General features: G+C 70.8%; 22 protein-coding genes. 2 read left to right on the forward strand and 20 right to left on the reverse strand.

Annotation, left to right across the window (positions count from 1 at the left end; all coding sequences use genetic code 11):
- Positions 1-12 precede the first annotated feature (12 nt).
- The 20 genes from ACZ49J_RS28675 to ACZ49J_RS28770 form a co-directional block, all read right to left on the reverse strand.
- Complete coding sequence (locus ACZ49J_RS28675) at positions 13-135, reverse strand: DUF6126 family protein (RefSeq protein ID WP_467452848.1); 123 nt, start codon at positions 133-135, stop codon at positions 13-15.
- Positions 132-812, reverse strand: coding sequence for a helix-turn-helix domain-containing protein (locus tag ACZ49J_RS28680; protein ID WP_467452850.1), 681 nt, complete (start codon positions 810-812; stop codon positions 132-134). Before ACZ49J_RS28680 ends, ACZ49J_RS28675 begins: the two co-directional genes overlap by 4 nt.
- Before the next feature lie 78 nt (positions 813-890).
- A complete protein-coding gene (locus ACZ49J_RS28685; RefSeq protein ID WP_467452851.1) occupies positions 891-2300 on the reverse strand; it encodes an aspartate aminotransferase family protein in 1410 nt (469 codons plus the stop codon).
- Entirely contained in the window at positions 2297-4195 is a 1899-nt protein-coding gene (gene dxs / locus ACZ49J_RS28690) for a 1-deoxy-D-xylulose-5-phosphate synthase (RefSeq protein ID WP_467452854.1), read from the reverse strand. Before dxs ends, ACZ49J_RS28685 begins: the two co-directional genes overlap by 4 nt.
- A gap of 28 nt (positions 4196-4223) precedes the next feature.
- Entirely contained in the window at positions 4224-5390 is a 1167-nt protein-coding gene (gene ispG / locus ACZ49J_RS28695) for a flavodoxin-dependent (E)-4-hydroxy-3-methylbut-2-enyl-diphosphate synthase (protein WP_467452855.1), read from the reverse strand.
- A 4-nt stretch (positions 5391-5394) separates the two neighbouring features.
- Positions 5395-6459 (reverse strand): adenosyl-hopene transferase HpnH, encoded by a 1065-nt coding sequence (gene hpnH / locus ACZ49J_RS28700; protein WP_467452856.1) that lies wholly within the window; start codon positions 6457-6459, stop codon positions 5395-5397.
- A gap of 5 nt (positions 6460-6464) precedes the next feature.
- Positions 6465-7109, reverse strand: a complete 645-nt coding sequence (locus ACZ49J_RS28705; protein ID WP_467452857.1) for a phosphorylase family protein — start codon at positions 7107-7109, stop codon at positions 6465-6467.
- A 1-nt stretch (position 7110) separates the two neighbouring features.
- Entirely contained in the window at positions 7111-9141 is a 2031-nt protein-coding gene (gene shc / locus ACZ49J_RS28710) for a squalene--hopene cyclase (RefSeq protein WP_467452859.1), read from the reverse strand.
- Positions 9142-9277: 136 nt separating this feature from the next.
- Positions 9278-10414 carry a polyprenyl synthetase family protein gene (locus tag ACZ49J_RS28715; protein ID WP_467452860.1) on the reverse strand — a complete coding sequence of 379 codons (1137 nt, stop codon included), beginning with the start codon at positions 10412-10414 and terminating at the stop codon, positions 9278-9280.
- Positions 10414-11841, reverse strand: a complete 1428-nt coding sequence (hpnE, locus tag ACZ49J_RS28720) for a hydroxysqualene dehydroxylase HpnE (protein WP_467452862.1) — start codon at positions 11839-11841, stop codon at positions 10414-10416. The genes ACZ49J_RS28715 and hpnE overlap by 1 nt, the downstream gene beginning before the upstream one ends.
- On the reverse strand, positions 11838-11978 hold the full coding sequence (locus ACZ49J_RS28725; RefSeq protein WP_467452864.1) for a DUF6380 family protein: 141 nt from the start codon (positions 11976-11978) through the stop codon (positions 11838-11840). The genes hpnE and ACZ49J_RS28725 overlap by 4 nt, the downstream gene beginning before the upstream one ends.
- On the reverse strand, positions 11978-12940 hold the full coding sequence (gene hpnD / locus ACZ49J_RS28730; protein ID WP_467452865.1) for a presqualene diphosphate synthase HpnD: 963 nt from the start codon (positions 12938-12940) through the stop codon (positions 11978-11980). Before hpnD ends, ACZ49J_RS28725 begins: the two co-directional genes overlap by 1 nt.
- Entirely contained in the window at positions 12937-13839 is a 903-nt protein-coding gene (gene hpnC / locus ACZ49J_RS28735; protein WP_467452866.1) for a squalene synthase HpnC, read from the reverse strand. The genes hpnD and hpnC overlap by 4 nt, the downstream gene beginning before the upstream one ends.
- Before the next feature lie 416 nt (positions 13840-14255).
- Entirely contained in the window at positions 14256-15023 is a 768-nt protein-coding gene (locus ACZ49J_RS28740; RefSeq protein WP_467452867.1) for an ABC transporter ATP-binding protein, read from the reverse strand.
- Positions 15016-15945 (reverse strand): ABC transporter permease, encoded by a 930-nt coding sequence (locus tag ACZ49J_RS28745; protein WP_467452868.1) that lies wholly within the window; start codon positions 15943-15945, stop codon positions 15016-15018. The genes ACZ49J_RS28740 and ACZ49J_RS28745 overlap by 8 nt, the downstream gene beginning before the upstream one ends.
- A 98-nt stretch (positions 15946-16043) precedes the next feature.
- On the reverse strand, positions 16044-16916 hold the full coding sequence (locus ACZ49J_RS28750) for a glycosyltransferase family 2 protein (protein ID WP_467453011.1): 873 nt from the start codon (positions 16914-16916) through the stop codon (positions 16044-16046).
- An 8-nt stretch (positions 16917-16924) separates the two neighbouring features.
- On the reverse strand, positions 16925-17653 hold the full coding sequence (locus ACZ49J_RS28755) for a CDP-alcohol phosphatidyltransferase family protein (RefSeq protein WP_467452869.1): 729 nt from the start codon (positions 17651-17653) through the stop codon (positions 16925-16927).
- A gap of 28 nt (positions 17654-17681) precedes the next feature.
- Positions 17682-18743: an iron-containing alcohol dehydrogenase family protein gene (locus ACZ49J_RS28760; protein WP_467452870.1), complete on the reverse strand. Its 1062-nt coding sequence runs from the start codon at positions 18741-18743 to the stop codon at positions 17682-17684.
- Entirely contained in the window at positions 18731-19483 is a 753-nt protein-coding gene (locus ACZ49J_RS28765; protein WP_099966170.1) for a phosphocholine cytidylyltransferase family protein, read from the reverse strand. The genes ACZ49J_RS28760 and ACZ49J_RS28765 overlap by 13 nt, the downstream gene beginning before the upstream one ends.
- Complete coding sequence (locus tag ACZ49J_RS28770) at positions 19480-21300, reverse strand: DUF5941 domain-containing protein (protein ID WP_467453013.1); 1821 nt, start codon at positions 21298-21300, stop codon at positions 19480-19482. Before ACZ49J_RS28770 ends, ACZ49J_RS28765 begins: the two co-directional genes overlap by 4 nt.
- Before the next feature lie 290 nt (positions 21301-21590).
- Here ACZ49J_RS28770 and galE point away from each other — a divergent pair, with 290 nt between their 5' ends.
- Complete coding sequence (gene galE / locus ACZ49J_RS28775) at positions 21591-22559, forward strand: UDP-glucose 4-epimerase GalE (protein WP_467452871.1); 969 nt, start codon at positions 21591-21593, stop codon at positions 22557-22559.
- Between the two features lie 144 nt (positions 22560-22703).
- Positions 22704-23642, forward strand: a complete 939-nt coding sequence (locus tag ACZ49J_RS28780; protein WP_467452872.1) for a cation diffusion facilitator family transporter — start codon at positions 22704-22706, stop codon at positions 23640-23642.
- The last annotated feature ends 191 nt before the right edge of the window (positions 23643-23833 follow it).

Raw genomic sequence — 23833 nt, forward strand, 5'->3', positions numbered from 1 at the left:
CGGCCCCGCGGGTCACCGCTTCGCGCCCGCCTCGAAGAGCAGGTATATGAAGGCGGCGAAGAGGTGGCCCACCGCTATGTAGATGATCAGCCGCACCCACAGGGCACGGGGGAACTTGTCTTCCAGGTTGCTCACGGGGCTTCTCCGGTGGTCGTCGGTCCGAGGCACAGCGTGGCCGTCGGGCTCTGCAGCAGGGTGTGGACGAAGAGCAGGTCGGCACCGTCGTGGTCGGCGGCCGCGAGGCGGTGCGGGGTCAGCGAGTCGAAGTGGGCGCTGTCGCCCGGCGTGAGCACGTGCGTCGCGTCCCCGAGGCGCAGTCGCAGCCGGCCCTTCAGCACGTAAAGCCACTCCTCGCCGGGGTGGACGCGCACGATGTCGCCCTGCGAACCGTACGGCACGTGCACGCGCAGGGCCTGCATGGCGCGCCCGGAGGCGCCCGCCTGCCAGTACGTCCAGCCGCCCGCGGGCGTCGGCTCCATGTCGGCGGCGCGGACGACCGCGTCCCGTTCGGCGACCGTCTCGCCGAGCAGTTCGGAGACCGTCGTACCGTAGACGCGGGCCAGCGCGAGCAGCATCGGCAGCGAGGGCTGGCGGCGGCCGGTCTCCAGCCGGGAGAGGTGGGCGGGTGACAGCCCGGCGGCCCGCGCCGCGGCCTCCAGTGTGAGAGAGGCGCGCCGGCGCAGGATGCGCAACTGCGGGGCGACGGCGGGCAGGGCGGGGGAGTCGGCCCCGGCGGACAGCTGCTCCGCACCGGCGGACGGCTGTCCGGACCCGGCGGACGGCTCCGGCTCTGTGAAGCTCATGCCGTCCATTCAGCCGGAGGATTGCCTGTCGGGCAAATTTATTGCCTCTCAGGCAAAAGCCCGCGGCAGGCCCCTGTGAGGGCCGGCTCAGCGGTTGGCCACCGCCTGCTTCACCAGGGTCTTCCCGAAGTCCCACATCAGTCCGCTGCCGCTGTGCGCGTCGTCCATCACGTCGGTGAAGGCGTCGACGAAACGGTCGACGTCCCGCTCGCCGATGACGAGGGGCGGGATCAGCTTGATGACCTCCAGGTGATCGCCGGAGACCTGGGTGAGGATGCGGTGCCGTTGCAGCAGTGGTACGACGACCATCTGGGCGAACAGGCCCTTGCGCGCGGCCTGCAGCATGGTCCACCGGCTGCGCAGCCCCAGTGACCTCGGCTTTCCGAACTCGATGCCGATCATCAGACCCCGGCCGCGTACGTCGCTGAGCAGCTCGTACTTGTCGACGAGCGCCGCGAGCCGGGACTTCAGCCGCTCCCCCGTCGCGCGGGCCCCCGCGACGATCTGCTCGTTCTCCATGACGGACAGCACGGCGAGGCCCGCCGCCATGGCCTGGGCGTTGGAGCCGAAGCTCGCCGAGTGCACGAGGACACGGTCGATCGACGAGTAGACCTTCTTGAAGATCCAGTCCTTGCCGAGGGTGGCACCGACCGGTACGTACCCGCCCGAGAGCGCCTTCGCCACACACACGAGGTCCGGCTCCACGCCGTCCTCGTGCTGGTAGGCGTAGAAGTCCCCGGTGCGTCCGAGCCCGGTCTGCACCTCGTCGGCGATGAGCAGCGCCTTGTGCCTGCGCAGCAGTTCCTGGGCGGCACTCAGGTAGCCCGGCGGGGCCTCGTGCACGCCCTTGCCCTGGATGGGTTCGACGATGAGGGCGGCGACGTCGCCCTTCTTCAGTTCCTCCGCCAGGGCGTCGAGGTCGCCGAGCGGGACCGGCGTGTCGGGCAGCAGCGGGGCGAACCCGTCCCGGAAGCCCGGCTCGCCGTTCACGGACAGCGAGCCGGTGGTCAGCCCGTGGAAGGCGTGCGCGCAGTACAGGACGCGCGGTCTGCCGGTCACGAACCGGGCGAACTTCAGCGCGGTCTCCACGGCCTCCGTGCCGCTGTTGCCGAAGAACACGCGGTCCAGGTGCGGGCTGTGGGTGAGGAGCTTCTCCGCGAGCAGTCCCGGCAGCGGCTGGCAGTCGAAGCGGGTGAGGTCGGCGAGGGATGCGTCGAGGACGTCGTGCAGCGCCTTGCGGACCACGGGGTGATGGCGGCCGAGGCCCATCACCCCGAACCCGGCGAGCATGTCGAGGTAGTCGTTGCCTTCAGCGTCCCAGAAGTGCGCGCCCTCGGCCCGCTCGTAGACCTTGTCGAAACCGATGGTGTGCAGCATGCGCGGGAGCTGGTGGTTGAGGTGCCGGGCGTGGAGCTCGTAGCGCTCGGCCCCGCGCTCGGCCAGGAGTCTGCCGAGGTCGAACTCCTCTGTCCCGGCTGCGGGTTCCGCGGTGGTCATTCCTGTTTCTCCTTGGCGAGCTCGTCCTTGGCGGCCAGGCAGGCGCTGATCCGCCCGGCGATCTCGACCGGTGTGAGGCCGATGTCGGCCAGTACCTCGCTCCGCTTGGCGTGCGCGAGGAACTGCTCCGGGATGCCGAACCGCCGTACGGGCACGTCCACGTCGGCGTCGCCGAGGGCCAGCGCGACCGCCGCGCCGACGCCGGACGCCCGGCTGTTGTCCTCCACCACGGCCACCACCCGGTGCTCGGCGGCGAGCCGGGGCAGCGCGGGGTCGACGGGCTTGACCCAGCGCGGGTCGACGACGGTGCAGCCGGTGCCGCGCGCCTGGAGCAGTTGCGCCGCCTGGAGGCAGACCGGGGCCATGACACCGACGGCCACCAGCAGCACCTCCGGGCGGTCCGGTGAGCGGTGGAGCACGTCCATGCCGCCCACGCGGTCGACCGCCGGGATCTCCGGCCCCACCGACTCCTTGGGGAAGCGGACCAGCGTCGGCGCGTCGTCGACGGCGACCGCCTCGCGCAGTTGGGCGCGCAGTTGGCCGGCGTCCCGCGGCGCCGCGATGCGCAGCCCCGGTACGACCTGGAGGATCGACATGTCCCACATGCCGTTGTGCGACGCGCCGTCGACTCCCGTGACGCCGGCCCGGTCCAGCACGAAGGTGACCCCGCAGCGGTGCAGCGCGACGTCCATCAGAAGCTGGTCGAAGGCCCGGTTGAGGAAGGTGGCGTAGACGGCGACGACCGGGTGGAGGCCGCCCGTCGCGAGTCCGGCCGCCGACACCGCGGCGTGCTGCTCGGCTATCCCCACGTCCCACACACGCTCGGGGAACCGCTCCGCGAACCCGCCGAGCCCCACCGGGTGGAGCATCGCCGCCGTGATCGCCACGATGTCCTCGCGCTCTTCCCCGATCCTGACGATCTCGTCGCCGAAGACCGAGGTCCAGGAGGGCCCGCCCGCTGGTGACAGCGGCTCGCAGGTGAGCGGGTCCATCACGCCGACGGTGTGGAAGTGGTCCTCCTCGTGGGCGAGGGCGGGCTCGTACCCGCGGCCCTTCTCGGTGAGGCAGTGGACCAGCACGGGCCCGTGGAAGCGTTTCGCGCGCCGGAGCGCGGACTCCACGGCCCCCAGGTCGTGCCCGTCGATCGGCCCGACGTACTTCAGACCGAGGTCCTCGAACATGCCCTGCGGGGCGAAGGCGTCCTTGAAGCCCTTCTTCGCGCCGTGCAGCGACTCGTAGAGGGTGGTGCCGATGACCGGTGTCCGCAGCAGGACGTCCTTGCCCCAGGCCAGGAACTGCTCGTAGGAGTCGGTCGTGCGCAGGGTCGCGAGGTGGTTGGCGAGGCCGCCGATCGTCGGGGCGTACGAGCGCTCGTTGTCGTTGACGACGATGATCAGCGGGCGGTCCTTGGCGGCCGCGATGTTGTTGAGCGCCTCCCATGCCATGCCGCCGGTGAGGGCGCCGTCACCGATGACCGCGACGACATGGCCCTTCTCCCCCTGCACCTGGCGGGCCTTGGCGAGCCCGTCCGCCCAGCCGAGGGCGGTGGAGGCGTGGCTGTTCTCGATGACGTCGTGTTCGGACTCCTCGCGGGAGGGGTAGCCGGACAGGCCTCCCTTGCCGCGCAGCTTGGAGAAGTCCTGGCGTCCTGTCAGCAGCTTGTGCACATAGCTCTGGTGGCCGGTGTCCCACAGGATGCGGTCGACGGGTGACTCGAAGACCCGGTGGAGCGCGATGGACAGTTCCACCACCCCCAGGTTGGGCCCCAGGTGCCCGCCGGTCCTGGCGACCGCGTGCACCAGGAACTCCCGGATCTCGTCGGCCAGTTCACCGAGTTCCGCCTCGGACAGCGCCTTCAGGTCGCGTGGTCCCCGGATGTTCTCCAGCATCGTCACGCTCGGGCCCCCTCTCGGTTGGTGCTGTTCAGTTTGTCCGGCTCACGGTGACGGCCGGCTCCCCCGCCGCGACGCCGTCCTGCCGCATCTGCTCCGCGATCTTCATCGCCTCGTCGATCAGGGTCTCCACGATCTTCGACTCGGGCACGGTCTTGATGACCTCCCCCTTCACGAAGATCTGCCCCTTTCCGTTGCCGGAGGCGACCCCCAGGTCCGCTTCCCGCGCCTCTCCGGGACCGTTGACGACACAGCCCATGACGGCGACGCGCAGCGGCACCTCCATCCCCTCCAGACCGGCCGTGACCTCGTCGGCCAGCTTGTACACGTCCACCTGCGCCCGCCCGCACGACGGGCAGGACACGATCTCCAGCCGCCGCTGCCTCAGCCCGAGGGACTCCAGGATCTGGATGCCGACCTTGACCTCCTCGGCGGGCGGCGCGCTCAGCGAGACCCGGATCGTGTCGCCGATGCCCTCACTCAGCAGCGCCCCGAAGGCCACGGCGGACTTGATGGTGCCCTGGAAGGCCGGACCGGCCTCGGTTACCCCCAGGTGCAGCGGATAGTCGCACTGGGCGGCGAGCTGCCGGTAGGCGCCCACCATCACCACCGGGTCGTTGTGCTTGACGGAGATCTTGATGTCCCGGAAGTCGTGCTCCTCGAAGAGCGACGCCTCCCACAGCGCCGACTCGACCAGAGCCTCGGGCGTGGCCCTGCCGTACTTCTTCAGCAGCCGCCTGTCGAGCGAGCCGGCGTTGACGCCGATACGGATCGGGGTGCCGTGCTCCTTCGCCGCCCGCGCGATCTCCTTGACCTTGTCGTCGAACTGCTTGATGTTCCCGGGGTTCACCCGGACCGCCGCGCAGCCCGCCTCGATCGCGGCGAACACGTACTTGGGCTGGAAGTGGATGTCCGCGATCACGGGGATCTGCGACTTGCGCGCGATGGTGGCGAGCGCGTCCGCGTCGTCCTGCGTCGGGCAGGCGACACGGACGATCTGGCAGCCGGACGCGGTGAGCTCCGCGATCTGCTGCAGGGTGGCGCCGATGTCCGACGTACGCGTCGTCGTCATCGACTGCACCGACACCGGGGCCCCGCCCCCCACGGCCACCGGCCCGACCTGGATCTGCCGCGAGAGGCGGCGCTGAGCGATCGGCCGGACGGGCACTTCGGGAACGCCCAGGGATACGGCGGTCATGGCATCACCCGTGGTTCCCGGAGGCGGACCCGCGGTTTCCCGGGGCTGTCTCGCGGTTGCCGGAGACGGTCTCGCGCATGGCGCGCAGCGACTCCTTCAGGGACCCCATGGTGGCGAGGACGGCGGTCGGCTCGTAGCCGCAGTGCGCCATGCAGTTGGCGCAGCGCGGGTCCTTGCCGCGGCCGTACTTGTCCCAGTCGGTCTCCTCGATGAGCTCCCGGTACGTCGGGACGTACCCGTCGCTCATCAGGTAGCAGGGGCGCTGCCAGCCGAACAGCGAGTAGTTGGGGATCGCCCAGGCGGTGCACGGGAAGTCGACCTTGCCCTCGAGGAAGTCGAGGAACAGCGGCGAGTGGTTGAGCCGCCAGCGGCGCCGGTTGCCGCCCGCGAAGGCCTTCCTGAACAGTTCGCGGGTCTGCTCCACGCCGAGGAAGTGCTCCTGGTCGGGGGCCTTCTCGTAGGCGTAGGCGGGCGAGATCATCATCTCGTCGACCTTGAGGTCGTCGTTGAGGTAGTTGAGCACCTCGATGACGGTCTGCGGGGTGTCGGTGTTGAAGAAGGTCGAGTTGGTGGTCACCCGGAAGCCGCGCCTCTTGGCCTCCTTGATGGCCTCCACGGCCTCGTCGAAGACCCCCTCCTTCGCCACGGACTCGTCGTGCCGCTCGCGCAGCCCGTCGATGTGCACGGCGAACGCGAAGTACGGTGAGGGCGTGAAACCGTCCATCTTCCTGCGCATCAGCAGTGCGTTGGTGCACAGGAAGACGTATTTCCGCCTGGCGACCAACTGCCGTACGATCTCGTCGATCTGAGGGTGCATCAGAGGCTCGCCGCCCGCGATGGACACCATCGGCGCCCCGGACTCGAGCACCGCTCCCACGGCCTGTGCCACCGGCATGCGCTGCTTCAGCACGCCGGCCGGATGCTGGATCTTCCCGCAGCCCTCGCACTTCAGATTGCAGGCGAACAGCGGTTCGAGTTCGACGATGAGCGGAAACTTGTCCCGTCGGCGCAGCTTCTGTTCAAAGAGATAGGTCGCGACCTTGATGGACTGTCGGAGCGGCATGGCCATCTGGCTCACCTCCTGGGGAGCGGCAAAGATCGGTGCCATTCGAAGAAAGCGGGAACGACGGCACGAAGAACACGGAAAGCTGATATTCCACCGCGCACCGTGCCGATCCGGACGAGTTCATGTTCTGGAGCGTCCACGACCACTCGGACGGCCGCAACCGGGCGTGCTCCCTGGCGCAGGGCGCTGTGGAGCGTGGCGGCGGATTCCATGTCGACGGCGATTGCGCCGGTGGCGAGCAGTTCCGCTCGTTCGTGCCCGCGTACGACGTGGTCCGAACCGGTGAGCGGCCCGGTGTGCACGGCGCGCCCCGGCACGGCGCGTACCAACTCCTTGACCAGCAGGTCGGTGCCCTCGCACGGCGTGACGGCGCCGTGCGGGCCCCGGGCCTCCTCCGCGACGACCAGGTCACCGGGGTGCATGCCCGGGGCGAGCCCGGCGCAGAAACCGGTGGCCAGGACGGCGGCCCCGCGCATCGCCCGCTCGCCGAGCGCCCGGGTGACCGAGCGCTCGGCGGCCCTGGGCCCCATTCCGGTGCGCAGCACGGTGACCGGGAGTCCCGCACCGCCCCGCTCAGCCCTGCGCAGGGCGAGGCGCTCGATGCCGAGCGCGCAGGCGATCAGCAGCGGGGCCGGGTCGGGAGCGTCGCTCACGTCAGCTCCCCTTGGCCGTCGTCCCGGCCGGCGCCTTGATGACGGCGGGCTCACCGTGGACGTACCGGCCGAGCGCGGTCAGCGGGAAGACCTGCCGGTAGAGGTGGTAGTTGATCGAGAAGTCCCACGGGAAGCCGGTTCCCGTGAAGTACGGCTCGTCCCAGGAGCCGTCCTCCCGCTGGGTGCCCGCGAGCCATGCGATCCCGCGCTCCACGGTCTTGGAGTCCCGCTCCCCCGCCGCCAGCAGCGCGAGGAGGGCCCACGCGGTCTGGGAGGCGGTGGAGGCGCCCTTTCCGCTCCACGCGGCGGTGTCGCGGTAGGAACGCAGGTCCTCGCCCCAGCCGCCGTCGTCGTTCTGCACGGTCTCCAGCCACGCGACGGCCCGGCGGATCGCGGGGTGCGAGGCGGGCAGCCCGGCGGCCACCAGTGCCGGGACCACCGACCCCGTGCCGTACACGTAGTTGACGCCCCAGCGCCCGAACCACGAACCGTTCGGCTCCTGTTCGGCGAGCAGCCACTCGATGCCGCGGCGGGTGCGCTCGTCGTGGGCGAGCCCTTCCACGGCCAGCATCTCGACGACGTGCGCGGTGACGTCGGCGGACGGCGGGTCGATGACCTCCCCGAAGTCGCAGAAGGGGAGCTTGTTGGGGAACGGGCTGGTGTTGTCGACGTCGAAGGCACCCCACGCGCCGTTCTTCGACTGCATGCCGAGGTTCCAGCGCACTCCTCGCGCGATCGCGTTGTTCACGCGCTCGGGGTCGGGGTGCTTGACCCGGCGCAGCGCGAGGGCGACCTCGGCGGTGTCGTCGATGTCCGGGTAGTTGTCGTTGTGGAACTCGAACGCCCAGCCACCGGGCGGGAGTCCGGGTCTGCGGACCGCCCAGTCCCCGGGCCGGACGATCTCCTCGCCGAGCATCCAGTCCGCGGCCTTCACCAGCCGCGGGTGGTCGGCGGGCAGCCCGGCGTCGACGAGGGCGATGGTCGCGAGACAGGTGTCCCACACCGGTGACTGGCAGGCCTCGATCATCCGGGCCCCGTCCTCACGCCACACGGCGAACCGGTCCAGCGACTCCAGTCCCGCCCGCATGACGGGGTGCTGGAGGTCGTAGCCCAGCAGGTGGAGCGCGATCAGTGAGTACACGGCCGGGGGCTGGATGCCGCCCCAGCAGCCGTCGTTCTCCTGCCTCTCGATGATCCAGCGGGCCGCGCTGTTCATGGCCGCCTGGCGCAGTCTCTTCGGGGCCACCTTGTGGTAGCCGTGCAGGACCTTGTCGAGCCGCTGGAAGACGCCGTCCCAACTCGCCGCGGGAGCGAGCGGCTTGCTGGGGTTCGGATGGCCGGGGTCGGTGTGCAGTTCGTCGAGCGGGAAGGGCGCGGGCCGCACCGGCCGCTTCGCCGAGACGATGGTCAACGGCACGATGGTCTGCCGCGCCCAGCACCCGAAGTCGTAGATGTTGAGCGGCATCCACTTCGGGAAGTAGATGAGTTCCGGCGGGAGTTCGGGCAGGTCCTCCCACTTCCACCAGCCGAACAGGGCGAGCCAGATCCGGGTGAAGACACGCGACGCGGCGATGCCGCCCTGGTCGCGGATCCACTCCGAGGCCTTCGCCATGTGCGGGGCGTCCGGGGCGTCTCCGGCCAGGCGCAGGGCGACGTACGCCTCGATGGTGGTGGAGAGTTCACCGGGACCGCCGAAGAAGGTGGCCCAGGTGCCGTCCTGGCGCTGTTCGCCGCGGATGAAGAGGGCGGCGGCCTGGGTCGTCTTCTCATCGCGGACACCCAGGAACTGGCGGAGGAGCAGGTCCTCGGCGTCCATGGTGACGTTGGTCTCCAGGTCGCCCTTCCACCAGCCCTCGGCGTCCTGGCGCGAGAGAAGGAAGTCGGTGGCGCGCGATACCGCGCGCACGGCGGCATCCGTGTCCCCTGCCGCCCCTGGGGTGTCGATGTCGGATTCGGTGTCGGTGTCGGATTCGCTGGCCGAGGCGGCTCGGGGCGGTGGTGCCCCGGTGCTTCCGTCGGTCGTCGCTGTCATGGCTTCCCCTTCGTGCAGTGGTGCGTCTCTGCTGCGGGTCCGCCGTCGGCCGGTGCTTTCCCCGTGCCCGAGGCACCGGCCGGCGACTACGCGAGGGTTATTCGACCGATAGGGATCAACTCTTTCCCTGTAGTGGTCATCTCTTTCGTACGACGACGAAGTCGGCGAGCGCCACGAACTGGTCCCGCACCCGGTCCGGCATCCGGATCTCGTCCAGGGCGTCGAGGGCGGTCCGGTGCTGACGCCGGGCCTCCTCGGCGGTCCAGTCGCGCCCTCCGGCCTCCTCGATGAGGGCCGCGCGGGCGGCGAACTCCTCCTCGGAGAAGCTCTCGACGTCGCTGCTCTTGGCGTCGGCGGCGAGGATCTCGCCGAGCCGCTCGGAGGCCTGGCCGCCCGCCGCGAGCGCGGCCACGACCGGCAGGGACTTCTTGCGCTGGCGCAGGTCGCTCCAGGTCTGCTTGCCGGTGGCCACCGGGTCGCCCCAGATGCCCAGCAGATCGTCGACGGCCTGGAAGGCGAGGCCGAGGTGGTAACCGTACTTCTCCAGCGTGTCGGCCGTGTGGTCGTCGGCGCCGCCGAGGACCGCGCCGATCGAGCAGGCGCAGGCGAGCAGGGCTCCGGTCTTGTTGCCCTCCATCTCCAGGCACTCCCCGACGCTCACGCGGTCGCGGTGCTCGTAGGAGATGTCCTGGGCCTGGCCGTCGATGAGGGCGCGGGTGGCCGTGGTGAGCCGGCGGGTGGCACGGCCGGCCTCCACGGTGCCGAGCTCCAGGAGGATCTCGTTGGCGAGCGCCATGAGGGCGTCGCCGACGAGGATGGCCTGGGCCGGGCCGTGCACCTTCCAGACCGTGTCGCGGTGGCGGCGCTGTTCGTCGCCGTCCATCAGGTCGTCGTGCAGCAGCGAGAAGTTGTGCACCAGCTCGACCGCGACCGCGCCGGGGATGCCGACCTCGGGTGCCGCCTCGGTGACCTCGGCGGACAGCACGGCGAGCGCGGGACGTACAGCCTTGCCGCCGTCGCCGTCGGCGGGATTGCCCTCGGCGTCGATCCAGCCGAAGTGGTAGGCGGCGACCGTGTCCATGGGCGGCGCCAGTCGGTCGATGGCCGCCCTCAGCACCGGGGTGGCCAGGTTCCGGCCGCGCTCCAGGAGCGCGGTCACGTCCACCGCGGTCTCTCGCGCGGCCGTGGAGGCCGGGGGCACAGTGGGCACAGTCTCTCCTCTTGTTGCGGTGCGGGAGGTGCGGGGGGCCGCCTCGCGTCGCTCGTCGAGCATCACGCCGCCTCCTCGAAGTCGAAGAGGTGGTCGCGGGGCCGGCCCAGGGCGCCCAGTGCGGCGTCCGCCGCGCTGATGCCGCTGCGGACCGCACTCTCCATGGTCGCGGGCCACCCTGTGGCGGTCCACGCTCCGGCCAGGTAGAGGCCGGGGGCCTTGGTGCGGGCGCCGGGCCGCAGCCGCCCGACGCCGGGAGTGGGAGCGAACGTCGCCGTGCGCTCCCGGGTCACGAAGAAGTCCCGCACGCCCGCGCCACGGGTGTGGGGCAGCAGCCGCTCCAGCTCCGGCAGGTACCGCTCCCTCAGGGCGGACACGGGTGCGTCGATCTCGTCCCACGCCGCCGACTGCGACAGCGCCAGGTACTGGCCCTCACTCAGCCCGGACGCCTCCGTCCGGTCGAAGACCCACTGCACCGGGGTGCCGAGCGCCGCGAAGAACGGCTTGTCGAGCACCTTCCGGTCGTACACCACATGGATGTCGAGGATCGGCGCGGTGCCGATCTCCAGCAGCCGCCCGGGGTGGTCGAGCGCGCCCGCGGGCAGCAGGTCGTGCGCCTCTCGCTGGGGTACGGCGAGGACGACGGCGTCCGTCTCGATCATCTCGCCGGGCACCTGAACCACCCAACGCCCGTTGCCCTGCGGGGAGATGGAGGTGACGCGGGTGCGGAGCAGGGTGCGGACACCCGCCGAGTCGAGCGCCTTGCGGGCCAGCCGGTCGTGCAGTTCGCCCAGCGGGACACGCGCCCAGCCGATGTCGGCCGCGCCCGGGTCGGACAGCAGACCCGTCTTGAACACCATCGCGGCGAGCCCGAGGGACGCGTCCTGGGCCACCGCGTTGAGGGTGGCGACCCCCACGAGGTCCCACAGTGCCTCGACGGCACGCGCCGACTGACCGTGCGCGGCCAGCCAGCTGCCGAAGTCCCGTGAGTCCAGCGCGGGGTCCGCGAGGTCGAGCGCCTGGAGCGCCAGTGCGGCACGCCCCACCTTGGCGCGCTCGGCGAGCGAGAGGTGCGGGTACGTGGCGAGGCTGCGCCCCAGATGCAGCGGCACGGGCAGCGCGTCGCGCCGCAGTCTGCCGAGCCGCCGTCCCGGCCGGGCCGCGACGTCGAGGACGGGCACGTCGAGCCGGTCCTGCAAGGGGGCGAGCGCGGTCCCGTCGACGCGGTCGAGGAACCAGCGGTACGCGGTGCAGCAGCGCAGGTACACGTGCTGGCCGTTGTCGACGGTCAGGTCGCCGCGCCGGAACGAGAACGCCAGTCCGCCGAGCCGTGGCCGCCCTTCGAGCAGGGTGACCCGCACTCCGGCGTCCGCCAGCGACAGCGCGGCGGTGATCCCGGCGAGCCCTCCGCCGACCACGACGGCCTCCCGCACCGGGCGGCCCGGACCGTCCGCGGCGAGCGGCTCCTCGGGCTGTGTGCCGTCCGTCATCGCGCACCCTCCCCCGCGGCCTGGCCGTGGTGCGTGAACGCTCCACGGCGGGCCGTCGCAGTCTGGGACGCGGCCGGGCGGCGGAGGGTTGCATGCCACTTTTCACCGATGGAGCCACATTGCACCGGATTGCCCATCAGACGCGCCTCCTGACAGCCCGGCTGACGGTCCGGCGGGACATGTGGCGGGCGTCGAGCCCGGACAGTCCGCGGACGGCGACGTACGCCTTCTCCCGCCCCGGCAGCGAGACACGCCCGCGCAGCACGGCCTCCGGCTCGCGCTCGATGCGGTCCAGGAGGCGGCGGTAGATGCCGGCCATGGCGGCGACACAGGCGCCGCTGCGCCGGTCGAGCATGGGCAGCAGCCGGTAGCCCTCGGCGAAGAGAGCGCGGGCCCGGCGCACTTCGAAGTGGACGAGGCCCGCGAAGTCGGAGTCGGGCGGCGGGACCGGCCGGCTGAACCCGGCCGAGCAGCCGAACTTGGCGAGATCGTCGGCGGGCAGATAGGTGCGCCCGCCCTGGGCGTCCTCGCGAACGTCCCTGAGGATGTTGGTGAGTTGCAGCGCGAGCCCCAGCGTGTCGGCGTACTCGGGGGCGCGCTCGGCGCCGCGCGCTCCCGGTTCCGTGCCGAACACACCCAGGGAGACACGACCGATGGCACCCGCCACGCACCGGCAGTAGACCTTGAGGTCGTCCCAGGTCTCGTACACCTCGCCGCGGACGTCCATCAGGACGCCGTCGATGAGTTCGTCGAGGCCGCCGAGCGGGATCGGGAACTGTTTGCTCGCGTGGGCGAGGGCGACCGCGACCGGGTCGGTCTCGTCCTCGTCGACCCCGTCCTCGCGGACCCGGGCGAGCAGGGCCCGGGTGTCCTCGAGCCTTTCCACCTTGGTGCCGGGCGAGAGCGCGCCGTCGCCGATGTCGTCGACGCGCCGCGAGAACGCGTAGACCGCGGACATCGCGCGGCGCTTCGACGTCGGCAGCAGTCTGATGCCGTACGCGAAGTTTCGGGCCTGCTGTCCGGTGACGGCCTCGCAGTAGCTGTAGGCGGCGAGTACCGGTGCGGACGTGTGCCGGTCGGGCTCCACGGTCCGGATCACCCCTCTCCTCGCAGAGTCACGCCCACCTCGCGCAGCAGTCGGATCTTGCCGGGCTTGGGCGGGCCGGGAAGTACGTCGTATTCGGCGGCGGCGATCGCGCGGATCGCCGCCCTTCCCCCCGCCACGAACCCCGCAAGGAGCAGCCTCAGCCTGCCGTGCACGCTACCCACCAGGGGGACGCCTTCATTCAGCAGGTCACGGGCGCGTTGTGCTTCGTATGCAACCAGGGCGCGCACCGATGCGCCTGCCGTGGTCGCGGCGAGATCCGCCTCCTGGACGTGAAAGCGCTTCATGTCCGCGGCGGGCAGATAGACCCGGTCGCGGCCGAGATCCTCGGCCACGTCCTGGAGGTGCTCGACGATCTGCAGGGCCGTGCAGACGGCGTCGGAGCGGCGCACGCGCTCGGGGGTGGCGGTACCGGTGACGGCGAGGACGAGGTGGCCGACGGGGTTGGCGGACAGTTCGCAGTAGGCGAGGAGGTCGTCGTAGGTCTCGTATCTCCGGACGACCTGGTCCTGACGGTTGGCGGCGACCAGGCGGAGGAACGGCTCGGGCGTCAGGGAGCGGCGGCGGACGGTGAGCTGGAGGCGGCGGAGCAGCGGGTGGCGGGGCACCCCGTCGAACACCCGGCGCAGGTCGTCCTCGAAGGCGTCCAGCAGGACGAGCCGGTCCTCGGCCTCCTGCGGGGACAGCCCCAGCAGACGGGCGTCGGCGCCGCCGGGCGCGAGGTCGCCGTCACCGATGTCGTCGACGAGGCGGGCGAAGCCGTAGACGGCCATGAGGTCGGTGCGCCAGGCCCTGGGCAGGAAGAACGGCGCCACGGGAAAGTTCTCGGACGCGGCCTTGTCGAGGGTGCCGCGCTCCGGGTCGCCGGTGCGCGCCGTCCCGGCTTCGGTCACCGCTCGTCACCCGGCGCGGGGACGGCAGGAGCGTCGCGGAGGTGGGGAGTTTCCGTAGCCATGGCCGTCACATCTCCCGTTCTACACTGCCGACCCAATTCACACTATTTCGGACACGCCGCCCAGCGGTCGGCTCGGCGCAGCGGTTGCCGGGTGTCGCGCATTATGGCCCTACTTGCCGCGATTCGACACCGGTACAGCTTACGTTGTACTACGTGCCCTGCTCCGTCGGGGTGTCCTGCACATCACAAGAGCACACCGATTGGTCCCAAGCTTCCCGAGGTGAACCGGAGTTGGGTTCTTCTTTGCCGTACGGGACCCTCTCCTGGAGTCCGGCCTGATCGTGCTCGGCGCACCGGACCCCGCCGGAGGCGTTCCGGCGGGGTCGGGTGTGTGCTGGTGGCAAGGCGTACCGGCTACTTGCCGGTGAACTTCTCGTACTCCTTCAGGACCTCCTCGGTGGCCCCGTCCATCCGCAGCTCACCGCGCTCCAGCCACAGGACGCGGTCGCACGTGTCGCGGATCGACTTGTTGTTGTGACTCACCAGGAACACGGTGCCGGCCTCCTTGCGCAGCTCGCGGATGCGGGCCTCGGAGCGCTTCTGGAACTTGCGGTCACCGGTGGCGAGGGCCTCGTCGATCATGAGGACGTCGTGGTCCTTCGCCGCCGCGATGGAGAAGCGCAGACGCGCCGCCATGCCGGAGGAGTACGTGCGCATCGGCAGGGTGATGAAGTCGCCCTTCTCGTTGATGCCGGAGAAGTCGACGATCTCCTGGTAGCGCTCCTTGATCTGCTCACGGGACATGCCCATCGCGAGCCCGCCCAATATGACGTTCCGTTCGCCGGTCAGGTCGTTCATCAGGGCCGCGTTGACGCCGAGGAGCGAGGGCTGGCCGTCGGTGTAGACCTTGCCCTTCTCGGCGGGGAGCAGGCCGGCGATGGCACGCAGCAGAGTGGACTTGCCGGAGCCGTTGGAGCCGATCAGACCGATGGCCTCACCGCGGTAGGCGGTGAAGGAAACGCCGCGCACGGCGTGCACCTTGCGCACACCGCGCTCCTCGCCGCGCTTGAGGATGCGGGACAGGGCCGCGGTCGCGCTGCCCTTTCCGGTCCTGGCGCCGTTGACGCGGTAGACGATGTGCAGCTCGTCCGCGATGACGGTGGGAATGCGTTGCTCAGCCACGGCCGTACCGCTCCTCCGCCTTCCAGAAGTACACGAAGCCGCCGAGCGCGACGAGCGCGGCCCAGCCGCCCGCGACCGCCCAGACGTGCGGGGGCAGGTTCTCCGAACCGTAGCCGTCGATCAGGGCGAAGCGCATGAGGTCCATGTAGATGGCAGCGGGGTTCCACTGCAGGACGTCGGCGATCCACGCGGGCTTGCCCTCAAGCATGATCGGGATGGAGAACATCACGCCCGACGCGTACATCCAGGTCCGCATGACGAACGGCATCAGCTGGGCGAGGTCGGGGGTCTTCGCGCCCATCCGGGCCATGATCATCGCCAACCCGGTGTTGAAGAGGAACTGCAGGGCGAGCACCGGGATGATCAGCACCCAGGACAGACGCGGGTAGCTGCCGAAGGACACCGCCACGACGAACAGCACGATCATCGAGAAGAGCAGCTGCTGGAGCTGCTGCAGGGAGAACGAGATCGGCAGCGAGGCGCGGGGGAAGTGCAGCGCGCGCACCAGGCCGAGGTTGCCGGAGATCGCGCGGACGCCCGCCATGACCGAGCTCTGCGTGAAGGTGAAGACGAAAACACCCGTGACCAGGAACGGGATGTAGACCTCTCTGCCCATGCCCCGGTCCGCGCCGAGGATCAGGCCGAAGACCAGGAAGTACACCAGCGCGTTGAGCAGCGGGGTCGCCACCTGCCAGAGCTGGCCGAGCTTGGCCTGGCTGTACTGGGCGGTGAGCTTCGCCTGGGAGAAGGCGAGGATGAAGTGGCGCCGCCCCCAGAGCTGGCGGACGTACTCACCGAGCCCGGGCCGGGCTCCGCTGACCGCGAGTCCGTACTTGGCGGCCAGCTCGGCGGCGGAGAGTCCCTCGTCGGGCGACGGTCGGTCGCTCACGGCGACTCCGCCGTCATGCGTTGTCTCACTCACAAGTGGAAACTTTCGTCCTCAAAAGTGCACAGGCTGGTCGGGCCCAGGCAGAAACCCGGCTCCCGGGTACCGCCGAATGCTCTCAGATATCGAGGTTGTCAGATGACGGGTGGTCGGCCCAGTCGGGTCAGACGCCACACCGTACGCCACTTCATGGGCCGGCGGGGGCCGCACCCGGTCGTCCAGCCCTCCTTGAAGCCGCCCAGCCAGGCCTTCAAGGCGGGCCGTGAGGGCCTGCGGACCAGCGTCAGCAGGAGCCAGACGCCCAGGTAGACCGGCACCAGGAGCGCGGGGAGGTTGCGGCGCGCGAGCCAGACCCGGTTGCGCGCGACCATCCGGTGGTAGACCGCGTGCCGGGAGGGCGCGGTCGTGGGGTGGTACAGCACCATGTCGGACCGGTAGTCGATCATCCAGCCCGCGTCGAGGGCCCGCCATGCCAGGTCGGTTTCCTCGTGTGCGTAGAAGAATTCCTCCGGAAGTCCGCCCACTTCGGCGAGGACCTTCGTCCGGACGGCGTTGGCGCCGCCGAGGAACGTGGTCACCCGGGAGGAACGCATCGGGTCGGAGGCCCGCAGGCGGGGCACGTGGCGCCGCTGGGTGACGCCGGTGTCCGGGTCGGCTATGCGGAAGCTGATGATGCCCAGTTCCGGGTCGGCCGCGAAGGCCTCGCGGCACAGCTCGGCGGTGTCGTTGCGCGCCAGCAGTCCGTCGTCGTCGAGGAACAGCAGGATGTCGACGTCGGTGCCACCGGGGCCGAAGGCCTCGATGCCGACGTTGCGGCCGCCGGGGATGCCGAGGTTCTCGGGCAGCTCGACGGTGCGTACGCCGTCGGGGACCTCCGGCACCGGGGAGCCGTTGCCGACGACGACCACCTCGACCCGGTCACCGTCCTGCTTGGCGACCGAGTCGAGGAGGGCGCGCAGCTCGTCGGGGCGGTTGCCCATGGTGATGATCACCGCGCCGACCTTCATACCGCTGCTCACTTCAGCCTGCTCGAGGCAAGGATGGACACCAGGTGCAGCAGCGTCTGCAGCAGCGCGATGCCGGCCAGTACGGCGACACCGAGCCGTGAGAAGAACAGGTCGTCCCTGGCCTGGTCCAGGACCGCGAGGACCAGGATGAGCAGCGACGCCTCGACGCCGAGGACGAGCCGGTGGAACTTCAGCGCGGCGGCGGCCCGGCGGGCCAGCGCCATGCCGGAGGAGCGCGGCACGGACGCCGACTCCTCGACAGGCGCCTTGCCCGTCTGGTGCCGGGCGACCCCGACCAGATCGGTCTCGGCCTTGATCAGGATGGCGCCGAGGGCGGCGAGGGTGCCGAGGAAGGCCCACAGCCAGTCGATCCGCCCGGAGCCCCACAGGTCGGCGGCGCGCAGGCCGAAGCCGACCAGCACGGCGGCGTCGCACAGGTAGGCGCCGACCCGGTCCACGTAGACGCCGGCCATCGAGTACTGCTTGCGCCAGCGGGCGATCTCGCCGTCGACGCAGTCGAACAGCAGATAGAGCTGCACCATCAGTACGCCGAGGAGGGCGCCCGGGACCCCCGGCACCAGCAGGGCCGGGGCGGCGAGGACGCCGAACACGGTCATCAGGTAGGTCAGCTGGTTGGGCGTGACCCGCGTGTTCACCAGGTGCCGGTCGATGCGCAGCGAGATCTCGCGCATGTAGAGCCGGCCGGCCCAGTGCTCGCCGCTCCGCCGGTCCTTCACACCCGGGGGGTGAACGACCGGGCGGAGTTCAGCTACCGATGGCTTTGGCATAGTCGGCGTACGCGTCCCTGATCTGGTCGGTGGACAGGTCGAGGTGTTCGAGGATCGTGTAGCGGCCGGGCCGGGTCCGCGGGGCGAACTCCACGACCTGTACGAACTCGTCCGCCGTGAAGCCGATCTCGTCCGGCAGGACGGGCAGGCCGTGGCGGTGCAGCACCTCCGCCATGAGTTCCGCCTCCTCCTTCGCCCCGCGCAGGTACATCGCGAAGGCCGCGCCCAGGCCGCACTGCTCGCCGTGGCTGGCGGCGCGCTTGGGGAAGAGCAGGTCGAAGGCGTGGTTGATCTCGTGGCAGGCACCCGAGGCGGGGCGCGAGTCGCCGGCGACCGACATGGAGATACCGGTGAGGACCAGGCCCTCGGCCAGCACCTGCAGGAAGCCGTCGTCGCCGACGCCGCCGGGGTGGCGCAGCACGGCCTCGCCCGCCTGGCGGGCCATGGCGGCCGCGAGACCGTCGATGGCCTCGCCCTTCTCGCGGGCCGCGAGCTCCCAGTCCGCGACCGCGGAGATGTTGGACAGGGCGTCGCCGATGCCGGAGCGCACGAAGCGGACGGGGGCCTCGCGGATCACGTCCAGGTCGATGACGACGGCGATCGGGTTCGGCACACCGTACGAGCCGCGGCCCGCGTCGTTGTCGAGGGTCGCCACGGGCGAGCACAGGCCGTCGTGCGACAGGTTCGTCGCGACGGCGACCAGGGGCAGCCCGACCCGGGCGGCGGCGAACTTGGCACAGTCGATGATCTTGCCGCCGCCGAGGCCCACGACCGCGTCGTAGTGCCCGCGCTTCATGGCGTCGGCCAGCTTGATCGCGTCGTCCAGCGTGCCGCCGCCGACCTCGAACCAGTCCGCCTTGGGCAGCGCGGGGGTGACCCGCTCGCGCAGCCTGGCGCCGGAGCCGCCGCTGATCGCCACGGCCAGCCGGCCGGAGGACGAGATCCGCTGGTCCGCGAGGACCGCCGCCAGGTCGTCGAGCGCACCGGCGCGGATGTCGACGACGATCGGCGAGGGAATGAGCCTCGTCAGTACTGGCACGCGATCTCACGTCCCTTGGCGAGGTCGTCGTGGTTGTCGATCTCGACCCACTTGACGTCGCCGATGGGCGCGACGTCGATGCGGAAACCGCGGTTCACGAGCTCCTGGTAGCCGTGCTCGTAGAACTGCTGCGGGTCGGTCTCGAAGACCGTCTTCAGCGCGTCGGCCAGCTCGTCGGCGGCCTCGCCCTCGATGAGGGTGACACCGATGTACTCGCCGGTCGCCTCGGCCGGGTCCATCAGCTTGGTGATCTTCGTCATGCCGCCCTCGGGGCCGACGACGACCTTCATCTCCTCGTCGGCGAGGGACTTCACGGTGTCGAGGGCGAGGATGATCTTCTTGCCGTCACCGCGGGCGGCGAGCAGGGTCTTCTCCACGGAGACCGGGTGCACGGTGTCGCCGTTGGCGAGGATCACCGAGTGCTTGATGGCGTCACGGCCGCACCACAGGGAGTAGGCGTTGTTCCACTCCTCGGCCTTGTCGTTGTCGATGAGGGTGATCTTGAGGCCGTACTTCTGCTCCAGGGCCTCGCGCCGCTCGTACACGGCCTCCTTGCGGTAGCCGACGATGATCGCGACCTCGGTCAGGCCGATCTCGGCGAAGTTGCCGAGCGTGAGGTCGAGCACAGTGAGGCTGTCCTCGTTGCCCTCCGGTCCCACCGGCACCAGCGCCTTGGGCAGCGTGTCGGTGTAGGGGCGCAGACGCCGTCCGGCGCCGGCCGCCAGCACGAGGCCGATCATGCGGGTTCTCCTTCATCGTGTACGGCGGGTGCGCCGGTTTTATGGGCAGTCACCCAGAAGCGGATGCTCTCGGCGAGCACCAGCAGCGCCACGGCCACGGCGAGCACCGTGAGCGCGACCTTGAACTCTGTGGGCGCGAGCAGCGCGGCCAGGACGGTGACCAGCAGCGTCCTGCCTTCGTGCCCGCCGATCGCCCGCACCAGCCAGTGCGGCGGCGCGCCGGCGTCGCCGCGGATGCGGTACACCGTGTCGTAGTGATGGTAGGCGACGGCCGCCACCAGCCCGAAAGCCGCTGGAAGGGCCCCGTTCACATCGGATTTGGCCGCCAGGACCAGGACAGTCAGGTATTCGGCGGCGCGGAAGAAGGGGGGAACGAGCCAGTCCAGGGCGCCCTTGAGGGGCCTGGCCAAGGCGACGGGCGACAGCAGCACGTAGACCGCGGCGGTCAGCACGGGCCACCAACTGCCGTACGGGACGGCCGAGGTGACACCGACGAGGAGGGCACCCGCGGCGAAGGCCACATACGCGGGACCGCGTACGGCCGCCCGGCCGGGTGCGATCCGGAGCAGGAGTTCGGCCGTCGGGCCCGAGTCGGTGAGGTCCGCGAGCGCCCGCGCCGCCCGGTCCGTGCGCTGTGCCTTGCGCGTCAACGACCGCAGCACACGGCCCGCTGTGGTGTAAGTCGCAGCGAACGCGCAGCCGATGAGCAGTGCGTAGAAAGTGATGCGCGGCGTGGTGGCCGCCGTCAGTACGGCGATCATCGCCCAGCGTTCGCCGATGGGGAGCACGATCATCCGGCGCGCCCACACCGTCCAGCCGACGCTGTCGAGTCTGCCCGAAAGGGCCGCGGTGGGGCTGGCGTTGGCGGTCGCGGCCGTACTGTCGGCGTTTGCCTCGTTGAAGGAGAAGTCGACGACGTGACGGCAGGTCTGCAGGACCATCGCGCCGAGGGCGAGCGCCCACACGTCGTCACCGCCGCGCGCCGCGCCGAGGGCGAGACCCGCGTAGTAGGCGTACTCCTTGGCGCGGTCGAAGGTGGCGTCGAGCCAGGCGCCGAGCGTCGAGTACTGCAGCGAGTAGCGGGCGAGCTGACCGTCGGTGCAGTCCAGGACGAAGGAGAGGATGAGCAGTACGCCGGCCGCGACGAATCCGCCGCGGGTGCCGGTGGCCGCGCACCCCGCCGCGATGAGGGCGGTGAGCAGGGAGGCCGTGGTGACCTGGTTCGGAGTCAGACCCCGGCGGGCGCACCAGCGGGCGATGTAGCGCGAGTAGGGGCTGACGCAGTACGTGGTGAAGAAGCCGTCGCGGGACTTCACGGCCGTACGCAGCCGGACGGCCTCGTCGTCGACGGCGGCCACGGCCTGACGGGCCTCGTTGCGTGCCTGGGGGTCGGCGGGGACCTCGGCGACGAGGGTGCCGAGGTCGGGGCGGTGCACGGGGACGCCGTCCGCGTCCAGGGCGTCGGCAAGGCGGTCGGCGAGGTTGTCCACGGCGAGGGCGGTACTGCCCGTGGTCGTGGAGCCCGCGCGGGCCACCGCGCGGGTCAGGGCCTGCCGGGCGGCGGGCTGGACGGTCACGGCGCCGGGCAGCGCGGCGGCCGGGAAGCGGGGGTCGGTCAGGCCGAGGCGCAGCGCGTGGACGTGGCCCACGAAGCGGGCGTCGACGAGGGCGACCCGGTGTCCGGCGGGAACCCTCGCGAGGAGCGTCTCGGCGTCACCGGCGTCCGAGGCGATCCGCACGTCGAACCCCAGCGACCGCAGATCGCCCTCCAGCGACGATCCGGGAACCGGCTGACCGGTGAGGATGGCGGTCGACAGACGAACTCACTCCCTGGGTGCCGACGCGGTGGCGCCGGGCGTGTGCGTGCGGGGGCACCCCTGGCCCACGGTGGCCGGGCGGCGTGTCGGCAGAGGCTATCGGATGGTGGGAATGGAGCGTTCACCGGCCGTTCACGGCCTGCTCAACCCGGTCTGCTGCGCCTGCTGCCGCGATCATCATCGGGGATTTCCGGGCCGCTCGACAAACCGCCGTCGCACATGTCTTCGCAGATCAGGGCAATGTGTAGCATTCCGCACGGGGCGCGGGCCGCAGCTTAGAGTGGGGTGCCATGACGTGGCTGATCACAGGCGGGGCCGGATACATCGGGGCACACGTGGCGCTGGCCATGGCCGGTGCCGGGGAGCGCGTGGTGGCGCTCGACGATCTGTCGGCCGGCGTGCCGGCCCGGCTCCCCGGGGAGATCCCGCTGGTGCTGGGTTCGGCGCTGGACGGCGACCTGCTGAAGCGGGTGCTGGCCGAGCACTCCGTGACGGGCGTGGTGCATCTCGCGGCTCGTAAGCAGGTGGGCGAGTCCGTGGCGCAGCCGACGCGCTACTACCAGGAGAACGTGGGCGGTCTCGCGACACTGCTGGAAGCGGTGGCCGAGGCGGGCGTCAGGCGCTTCCTGTTCTCCTCGTCCGCGGCCGTGTACGGCAACCCGGACGTGGAGCTCATCACCGAGGACACCCCGTGCGCGCCGGTGAACCCGTACGGCGAGACGAAGCTCACCGGGGAGTGGCTGGTGCGGGCGGCGGGCCGGGCCCACGGCATCGCGACCGTGTGCCTGCGCTACTTCAACGTGGCGGGCGCGGCGGCGCCGGAGCTGGCCGACACGGGCGTCTTCAACATAGTCCCGATGGTCTTCGACCGGCTCACCCGCGACGAGGTCCCGCGCGTCTTCGGCGACGACTACCCGACGCCGGACGGCACCTGCGTCCGCGACTACATCCACGTCGCCGACCTCGCCGAGGCGCACGTCGCGGCGGCCCGGCGGCTGGCCGACGGCGCCACGGGCGATCTGACGGTCAACATCGGCCGCGGGGAGGGTGTTTCGGTCCGTGAACTCATCACTCTCATCGGTGAGGTGACCGGTGACCGGCGTCCCCCGCTCGTCGAGCCGCGTCGCCCGGGGGACGCCCCGCGCGCGGTCGCCTCGGCCGAACGAGCCGCCCGGGAACTGGGCTGGACGGCGCGGCGCGGGATGCGCGAGATGGTCGAGTCGGCCTGGGCCGGGTGGCGGCTGCACCACGGCGGATGATCTCTCCGGCGTTCTGACCTGCGGTTCGTTTCCGCAGGTCAGGGCACATGACAACGGTGTTCAGTGCCGCGTTGCCACATACCCCCCACCCGTAGTTCACTGGTGATCCCGAACAGACCTTCAAGAGGCCGGAGGGCGAAAATCATGGGGGCTGGGCACGATCACGGGCACGCGCACGGAGCGCCGGCCGGCGGTACGGCGACAGCGGCGTACCGCGGGAAGCTGCGGGTCGCGCTGTCGATCACGCTCACCGTCATGGTGCTCCAGATCGTCGGCGGCGTCCTCGCCGATTCGCTCGCGCTCATCGCGGACGCCGCCCACATGGCCACCGACGCCGTGGGCCTGGCGATGGCGCTGCTCGCGATCCACTTCGCGGGCCGCCCGGCGAGCGACAAGCGCACGTTCGGGTACGCACGCGCGGAGATCCTTGCCGCGCTCGCCAACTGTCTGCTGCTGCTCGGCGTCGGCGGCTACCTGCTGTACGAGGCCGTCGAGCGTTTCATCACGCCGGCCGAGACCAAGGGCGGGCTCGCCATCACGTTCGCGCTGATCGGTCTGGTGGCGAACATGATCTCGCTCACGCTGCTGATGCGGGGACAGAAGGAGAGCCTGAACGTGCGGGGCGCCTTCCTGGAGGTGGTGGCGGACGCGCTGGGTTCCGTGGCGGTACTGGTCTCCGGGCTGGTCATCCTGACGACGGGCTGGCAGGCCGCCGACCCGATCGCCTCGCTGGTCATCGGCCTGATGATCGTCCCCCGTACGGTGAAGCTGCTGCGCGAGACCCTCGACGTACTGCTGGAGTCGGCCCCCAAGGACGTCGACATGGCGGAGGTACGGGCGCACATCCTGGCGCTGCCGGGCGTCGAGGACGTCCATGACCTGCACGCCTGGACCATCACCTCCGGTATGCCGGTCCTCTCCGCGCACGTGGTCGTCAGCCCCGAGACGCTCGGCGCGATCGGCAACGAGAAGATGCTGCACGAGCTCCAGGGCTGCCTGGGGGATCACTTCGACGTCGAGCACTGCACCTTCCAGCTGGAACCGAGCGGTCACGCGGAGCACGAGGCGAAGCTCTGCCACTGAGGTTCCCGTCCGGACGGCGCGTGGGTGGGCCGCACCGGGTGCTAGCGTGGCCGGTGATCCGAGGAGGTGGGTTGATGACTGTCGCGTTCGGCGCTGCCCTGCGCAGCGACTCGTGTGTCCCCACTTCCCGGGCCCGCGGCTGACCCGCTCGCGTCATCTCGTCGAGACGTCGGCCCGGCCCTCTCACCCAA

The organism is Streptomyces sp. NPDC030840 (assembly GCF_055572015.1).